Source organism: Leisingera sp., from assembly GCF_982940295.1.
Genome location: NZ_CEYXRG010000042.1, coordinates 1 through 5,284, shown reverse-complemented (window position 1 = coordinate 5,284; position 5,284 = coordinate 1). Strand labels below are relative to the sequence as shown.

The window sequence follows — 5,284 nt, the reverse complement described above, 5'->3', positions numbered from 1 at the left end:
GCCGGGCCGCCGGGGCCGGCTGATCCGCAGCGGCTTGCGCCTGTGCAGGCTGAGACTGCGAAGGCTGAGACTGTGCGGCTTGAGACTGTGCGGTTTGAGACTGTGGGGATTGCGCCTGTACGGCTTTCGCCTGGGCGGGCTGGCCCGGCTGCGCCGCCGCATCCTGTGCCGGGCGGGCGGGGCTGCCGGCCGGGGCGGGCGGGCCCTGCACCGGCGCATCGAGCGTCAGCTTGTTCATGACGCTCTCCCCAGCGAGGCCTGCCAGGTCAGCCGCTGCGCCATCTCGGCGCGGCCCGCCGACTGCAGCTTGGCCAGCACCCGCTTGGCATAGGTGTTGAAAGTCTGCTCCTTGAGGCCCGCGATATGCGCCGCCTCGCGGTTGCTGAGCCCCAGCTGGATGAGCGCCGCCACCCGCGCCTCAGCAGGCGACAGCCCCATCTTCTGGGCCAGCATCTCGATGCGGGTGCGGTCGGGCTGGCGCGGCAGGATCGCCACCACCAGCGGCTGATCGGCGCCGGCGCAGCGGTAGCGGGTCAGCGACACCGGCAGCCGCATGCCGCTTTGGCGGTCCTCCAGGAACAGGATCAGCTCGCGCGGGCCGCGGGCGCTGCCGCGGCGCGAGCGGGCGCATTCGGCCACCGCCGCGTAAAACCCCGCGGTCTCGCCCGGGCGGGCGCAGCTGAGGCGGCCGCCCTGGTCGCTGAGCAGATCGCCGCCATCCAGCATGTCGCGCCCCGATTCATTGCAATGCAGCAGGCGGCCCTCGCCGTCGAGCACCAGCACCGCAGAGTCGGTCTTCTTGGAAATAGTCCACAACAGCGCGCTGGTCACCGCCGCCTGGGTCTCGCCCGCCAGCTCGCGCAAGCTGTCCTCGCGCAGCACCGGCCAGATCGCCTGCAGGATGTCGCCGCAATGGGCATCATGCGGGCCGCCGTCCAGCTTCAGCGCGATCAGATCCTCGCTGCCGTCCTCGAAACCGCAGGAAAACAGCGCCCAGCCGCGGCCGGCGGCCAGGTCCGCCGCCAGCTCTGCGGGCAGCCGCGCCGCCAGATCCCGCACCGCCGCCCCCCCCGGGCGGCGCGGGCGGAAGCTGTTGGCGGTGCCGGGCTGCAGCTGGCGCCGCAGCGCCGCTGCGGCGGTGTCCGGGCAGGCCTCGCCCTGCGCTCCGGCACTGGTCAGCACCGGGGCGCGGCGGTGCCCTGGCTGCACCAGGGCCAGTTTTGTCAGAGAAGAGATTTGCCTTTGAAGAGACCGCGAAAATACCAACCTGCCCGCTTGTGCAGCGGACGCACTCAACACAACCATGTTGCCCCCCGGCATGACATAATGAATGTCTTGAAGGTAGCACAGTGCCCGGCACGGCAAACCGGGCAGAGGGCGTACGCCAAAGGCCGGGACAGCGCGGCCGGGCGGCGCAAAATACCACCATGGGGGTAGCCGCAGGGGGCAGGGCGGGCGAATCAGGAAAACCCTGGGTTGATTAATGCGCAAAGTAAAATGTCTTAAAATTGTAGAATGCTGCCGGGAAACAAATCGTTTCTCTTTTGGAGACAATACCAAGGGCGTAAAGCGCCCTGAGCAGATCCTGTGGAAAAACAGCCCGGTAAGGCGGAAACCCGGGCGCAGGGCAGGGCCGCCTGGCCAAAAAGCACTGCTCCGGGAGGGGAAGCTCCTTAACAAAAACGGCTGGATTCGCTACGGTTTATCCACAGCAATGCGCATCAGAAGTGTTTGAACGCCCGGTTGCGCTGCCAGGCCCAGGAAGTTTTTTCCGGGCATGTTCTGTATTTATCACGATCCGGAAACGGCAGCGCAGAAGCGCCGCCGGGGCCAAGATGGCAGCAGGCGGGTGAATTGTGTTTCAGAGAGCGGCCGCGCATTGCAGCACCGGCAGCCTGCGGGGGCAGGCGGTCTAAAAAAGGGCGCTCCTGGAGGGACGGGCCGGAGGCAGGATCCGGTTCTGGTTACGAGTAAAGGAGTTTTCGATGCCTGTGCACATTGTGGGGGAAAGCAGGCTTCTCAGGGACATGTTTCTGAACATCTGTGAAGCACATGATTACGAGACCGGCGGCTGCTGCAGCAGCCTGGCGGAACTGCCGCCGCTGCCGGCCAGGGACCTGGTGCTGTTTTACAGCCACTGCACCGGCGCGGCGCTGGAGGAGGAACTGCGCAGCTTCCGGGCCCGCAAGGGCGGCGCGCATCTGATCCTGGTCACCGGCGACGATTGCCCGCCCGACGCCCAGGCCCGTCTCAGCACCTATGCCGAGGCGGTGATCCCGGAGCGCAAATCGGCGGATGCGCTGATTGCGGCGCTGCAGGTGGTGCAGAACGGCTACCGGATCGTGCTGCCGGAGGCCGCCGCCGCCGCGGCCGCCGAGGCGCCGCGGCCTGCGGTTGTGCCCTGCCCGCCGGACGGCCGGGCCAGGCACGGGCTGTCGGACCGCGAGCAGCTGATCCTGGCCAAGCTGACCGAAGGCGCCACCAACAAGAGCATCGCCAATGAGCTGGGCATCTGCGAGGCCACGGTGAAAGTGCATCTGCGCACCTGCTTCCGCAAGATCGGCGCCAAGAACCGCACCCAGGCGGCCCTCTGGGCCTCCGAGCAGCTGCCGCCGCAGACCGCGGAGCAGCGCCCGCACTGACAGGGGCCGGCAGGCGGCGCGGCCGCAGGCCCGCAGCCGGCCCGCAACAGGCGCGCCTGGCCTTGAGGGCCGGGACGCCGCTTGCCGGATGCAGGCGGAACCGGGGTCCGCCGCATCCGGCGGGTGCGTGAAACGGGGTGCAAAATCCTTTTGAAAACGTTTGCCAAGGCTGTGCTGAGGGGGAAGGGGCCGCCTGTGAGCGGGCGGCGGCCAAGGGCGCCGCTGCGCGGCGCTTGTTTTGCTGAGACGCGCTTGCGAGGCTGCTCCGGCAGAAACGGCCTGAATAGAGCCTGATTTTCCGTGCCTCCGGCTAGATTTTAATTCTCCGTGCCTCCGGCACGAGGGCATTGATCTGCGCGATATGCTCCGGCAGGCAGCGGGTCAGGAAATCGTATTTCTCCACCGCATGGGCGCGTGCGGCGGGGCCGATATGGGCATAACCGGCGGGGTTGGCCAGCACGTCCGCCACCTGATCGGCCAGCTTCTCCGGGGAGAAGAAATCCACCAGCAGGCCGGTCTCGCCATGGGTGATGGCCTCGCGCACCGGCGCCACATCTCCGGCCACCACCGTGGCCTGCATCGCCATCGCCTCCAAAAGCGACCAGCTGAGCACGAAAGGCATGGTCAGATAGATATGGCAGCGGCTGATCTGGATGATCCGGGTGAGGTCGTCATAGGGAACCTTGCCGAGAAAATGCACCCGGCTCCAGTCGACGCTATCGCCCAGCTCGTCCTCCATCTCGCCGCGCAAACCGCCGGGATGCTGGCTTTCGGCGCCGTAAGAGGTTTCGCTGCCGCCGATCATCAGGATGCGGGCATTGGGGCGCTGCGCCTGGATCCGGGGCAGGGCGCGCATCATGATGTGAAAGCCGCGGGCGCGCTCCATGTTGCGGGCGATATAGGTGACCACCTCATCCTCGCGGCTGAGCGGCCGCTCCAGCCGCCCGAGGCTGACCGAGGCGTCCGGATCTGGGCCCAGCTTATCGGTGCGGATGCCGTCATGGCACAGATACATGCGGTCGTGGAAACTGGCCGGAAACCGGTCGCGCTGCCAGGCGGTGGGCACATGGCCCTGATCCACCAGCTCAATGCTGGCATAAGGCACGGTGTTGCGCGCCTCGGCAAAGAAATAGGCCTGGTCGTTGGGCGGGTTTTCCGGATCGAACCCGACCAGCCCGCCCGAGGTGCGGTAGAAATACTCGAAGAAGCCGATGACGGGCACATCCGGGTAGGGGTCCTTCATGAACAGAAGTTCGCCCCAGCCGGTGTGGCCGATGATGATGTCGGGGGTGAAGCCCGCGTCCCGCAGCTGGCGCGCCGCCAGCGCCGCGCCGAGGCCCGCGCCGGACGCCGCCTCCCAGTCCCGGGAGAGGCCGAAGGCGTCCTTGTCCGGGGTGCGGAAGGGTTTGTAGGTGACGGTCCTGATCCCCGGCAGCTGCACATCCCGCCGCTGTGTCAGGAAGACGATCTCATGATGCCCGTGCGCCGCCAGCCAGGGCGCCAGCTCCCGGTACTGGCCGGGCATGTTCTGATGCACAAACAAAATCTTCATGGGCTTATGCTTGCCGTTCCCTGCCGCCGGATGCAAGCGTCCCTGCGGCTTTGCGCTGTCCTGATCCCGCAGAGCGCCGTCAGCTTTCGCGGAAGGCTTTCACGAAATAGTCGGACAGCGGTTTGACCAGGTAAGCCATGGGCGAGCGGTCGGCGGTGCGGATATAGCTTTCCACCGGCATCCCCGGAATCAGCACGGTGCCGGCGGGCAGCCGCTCGCGCTCGCCGGGATTGAGCTCAATCTCGGCGCGGTAGTAAGACAGGCCGCTGCCCTGATCCTCAAACGCATCTGCCGAAACCTGGGTCACTTGCCCGAACAGCTCCGGCGTGCTGCGCTGGTCCAGCGCCGAGAACCGCAGGGTCACCTCCTGGCCCATATGCAGCTGGTCGATGTCTGTCGGCGCCACCTGTGCGGCAATCACTAGCGGCCGGTCCTGCGGCACCAGATACAGCACCGGATCGGCGGGCCGGATCACCGAGCGCGGGGTGTGCACCTGCAACCCGTAGACCACTCCGGACACCGGCGCGGTGATATCCAGCCGCGTCAGCCGCTGGCGCAGCGAGCGGCGGGTTTCGGCCAGCTCCAGCTCCTGATAGCGCAGGTCGCGCAGGCGGGTGATCGCCTCCTCCCGCTGGCCGGTGCCCAGTTTCAGGATCTCGATATCGATCTCGGTGATGCGGCCCTCGGCCTGTGCCTCTGAGGCGACCAGCTCACCCAGCTGCCCTTCCAGGTTGGCCTGGGTGCGGCGCAGGTTCAGCACCGTCGCCGCCTGCGCCAGGCCGCGGTCCAGCAGCGATTGCTGGTTGCCCAGTTCCTCGTTGATCAGCTCCAGCTGAACTTTCATTGATTGCTGCTGCGCCTGGATGCCGCGGATCTGCTCTTCGATCTGCACCCGGCGTTTCTCCAGCTGCTCGATCTCGCGGGCGGTGGTGGCCTTGCGGGCCTGGAACAGGCGCTGCTGGCCATCCACCAGGTCTTTGACCTCCGGCTGGCTTTCAGCGGCTTTCAACAACTCCGGGTCAAAGGTGATTTCCCCGGCCTCGTCCCGCTCCGCCTCCAGCCGGCCGCGGCGCGCCATCAGCTCGAACAG

The 5,284-nt window shown here is 67.1% G+C and carries 5 protein-coding genes; 1 reads left to right on the top strand and 4 read right to left on the bottom strand.

Going from position 1 to position 5,284, the window contains the following annotated elements; translation table 11 throughout:
* Together AC4HIX_RS20715 and AC4HIX_RS20710 are read right to left on the bottom strand one after the other, a co-directional pair.
* Positions 1-238 (bottom strand): hypothetical protein (locus AC4HIX_RS20715; protein WP_490400336.1); only part of this gene is annotated, 238 nt, incomplete at its 3' end.
* Complete coding sequence (locus tag AC4HIX_RS20710; RefSeq protein WP_490400335.1) at positions 235-1,209, bottom strand: helix-turn-helix transcriptional regulator; 975 nt, start codon at positions 1,207-1,209, stop codon at positions 235-237. The genes AC4HIX_RS20710 and AC4HIX_RS20715, both read right to left, overlap by 4 nt.
* Positions 1,210-1,985: 776 nt before the next feature.
* Here AC4HIX_RS20710 and AC4HIX_RS20705 point away from each other — a divergent pair.
* Positions 1,986-2,642 carry a response regulator transcription factor gene (locus AC4HIX_RS20705; RefSeq protein ID WP_490400334.1) on the top strand — a complete coding sequence of 219 codons (657 nt, stop codon included), beginning with the start codon at positions 1,986-1,988 and terminating at the stop codon, positions 2,640-2,642.
* A gap of 310 nt (positions 2,643-2,952) precedes the next feature.
* On the opposite strand, the gene AC4HIX_RS20700 is transcribed toward AC4HIX_RS20705, so the two are convergent.
* A complete protein-coding gene (locus AC4HIX_RS20700) occupies positions 2,953-4,194 on the bottom strand; it encodes a glycosyltransferase family 4 protein (RefSeq protein WP_490400333.1) in 1,242 nt (413 codons plus the stop codon).
* A 79-nt stretch (positions 4,195-4,273) separates the two neighbouring features.
* The coding region (locus tag AC4HIX_RS20695) for an HlyD family type I secretion periplasmic adaptor subunit (protein ID WP_490400332.1) at positions 4,274-5,284 on the bottom strand (1,011 nt) is incomplete at its 5' end.

What these genes read in the sequence shown, in the direction of transcription:
- AC4HIX_RS20700 (WP_490400333.1), bottom strand. Translation starts at nt 4,194, where the DNA reads ATGAAGATTTTGTTTGTGCATCAGAACATGCCCGGCCAGTACCGGGAG.
- AC4HIX_RS20705 (WP_490400334.1), top strand. Translation starts at nt 1,986, where the DNA reads ATGCCTGTGCACATTGTGGGGGAAAGCAGGCTTCTCAGGGACATGTTT.